General features: G+C 65.7%; 2 protein-coding genes. Both read right to left on the reverse strand.

The genetic code is table 11. From position 1 onward, the window contains the following. Positions 1-235 (reverse strand): hypothetical protein (locus A5780_RS41695; protein WP_231982844.1); only part of this gene is annotated, 235 nt, incomplete at its 3' end. Between the two features lie 191 nt (positions 236-426). Then, a complete protein-coding gene (locus A5780_RS04165) occupies positions 427-1,617 on the reverse strand; it encodes an IS110 family transposase (protein ID WP_064907755.1) in 1,191 nt (396 codons plus the stop codon). Between the last annotated feature and the right edge of the window lie 235 nt (positions 1,618-1,852).

Below are 1,852 nucleotides of genomic sequence, written 5' to 3' on the forward strand. Positions count from 1 at the left end.
GGGGGGTGTCCCTATGGTTTTCGTCAAGTTGCTGGTTGATGTTTTGCCTGGTGACGCTTCGGTGGTCGGTAGCGTGATTTGAGTGGTGTCGAAGGCTGAGCGGCAGGCTGCCCGGGATCGTGTGGCGGCGTATCACGAAGCGTGTCTCGGTGAGTTGGTCGAGCATGTCGGTCAGGCTCTGGATCGGTTCCGTGCTGGCCGGATGGATGCGTTCGAGGTCGATGCTGTGATCCACCAGTACCACCGGGCGGCTCAGCGGTTATGGACGTTTTGCGATCAATCCGGTGCGCAGGTGGAGGCCGCCGCGCATTTCATCGAAGACATGTCCCGTGCGGGCGAGGTGATCGATTGGTGGCAGCGCGGCAAGTCGGCCAGGGCTCGGCGTGCCGAGGGGGCTGGACGCCTGACCCGGTATGGTGTTGGGGATCAGGCCGCTGGTGCTGGAACGCGGTAGGGCTGTTTGGTTTTGAGCATGGCGTAGAGGACATCGCAGCGTCGGCGGGCCAGGCAGATGAGGGCAGCGTTGTGTTTCTTGCCCTCCTCGCGTTTCCGCGTGTAATAGGCGCGGCTGGCCGGGTCGTGCAGGGCCGCGAACGCGGACAGGAACAGGGCGCGTTTGAGTTTGTGGTTGCCGGATCTGGCGGGGTGCTCGCCCTTTATGGAGCTGCCGGAGCGGTGGGTGACCGGGGCGATGCCGGCGTAGGCGGCCAGGTGCCCGGCGGTGGCGAAGGCCGAGCCGTCGCCGACTTCGAGCAGGATGCGGGCTCCGGTCCTGACTCCGACGCCAGGCATCGAGGTCAGGACCTTGGCAAGAGGGTGCGCATCGAGCATCCTCTCGATGTCCTCGGCGATGGTTTTGCGTTGCAGCAAAACGCTTTTCAGGGAGTCTGCCAGTTTGGGCAGCACGATCTCCGCGGCGTTGGAACCGGGAACGGTGACCGACTGTGTCGGCAGCGCGGCCAGGATCTCATCGACCAGCCGCGCGCCCATCCGAGGCGCGTGTTTGGCGGCGATGGCGGTGAGTTTGCGTCGACCCGCGGCGTGGATTCCGGCTGGCCCGCCGCAGCGCGAGAGGATCTCCAGGACGGCCGGGTGTGCGATGCGTGGGCCCAGGACGCGTTCGAGTGCCGGGTGGATACTGGTGAGCAGGCCGCGGATGCGGTTGCTGGTGCGGGTCGCTTCTCCGGCGAGGTCGTCATCGAAGCCGACGAGGACGCCGAGTTCGGTGAGGGCTTCGTCGCCGGTGTCGACGCGGCGCAGCGTGTGGGGCATGGTCCGGGCCGCGTCGGCGATGATGTAAGCGTCGCGGGCATCGGTTTTCGCCTGTCCCGGGTAGAGATCGGCGATGCGGCGCATCGACAGGCCGGGCAGATAGGCCACATCGTGGCCGCATGCGCGGGCGACAGTGACCGGCAGCGCCCCGATGGTGTTGGGTTGGTCGACCACTATCAGCAGTGGCCCGTGGGTGGCGAGCTTGTCGAACACCGCTCGTAGCCGGGCTTCGTCGTTGGGTAATGCCTTGTCGTACAACCGTTTGCCGCCGGTATCGAGACCGACCGCGTGGTGTTCGCCTTTACCCACGTCAACGCCGCAGAACACGGCATACGCCTGTGCCACTTCGCAGTTCCTTCATCACGTCGAACCCTCGGAACAGCCGCCCGATCCGGCGTCAACGCCCGGCACCCACGTTATGAAGAGACCTACCCTCGGCCCTGTCCCCATCAGCGGTCCATCGACGCCGACCAGGACCCGGCGACACCACCCCCCGGATCATGCGAACGACAGGGGCAAGAAGTCATACCGGGCCTGGCGACCGTAGCCCTCGATCAAGGGCTGCGAAAAAGATAACGGG

Source organism: Nocardia sp. 852002-20019_SCH5090214 (assembly GCF_001665865.1).
Lineage (GTDB): Bacteria > Actinomycetota > Actinomycetes > Mycobacteriales > Mycobacteriaceae > Nocardia > Nocardia nova.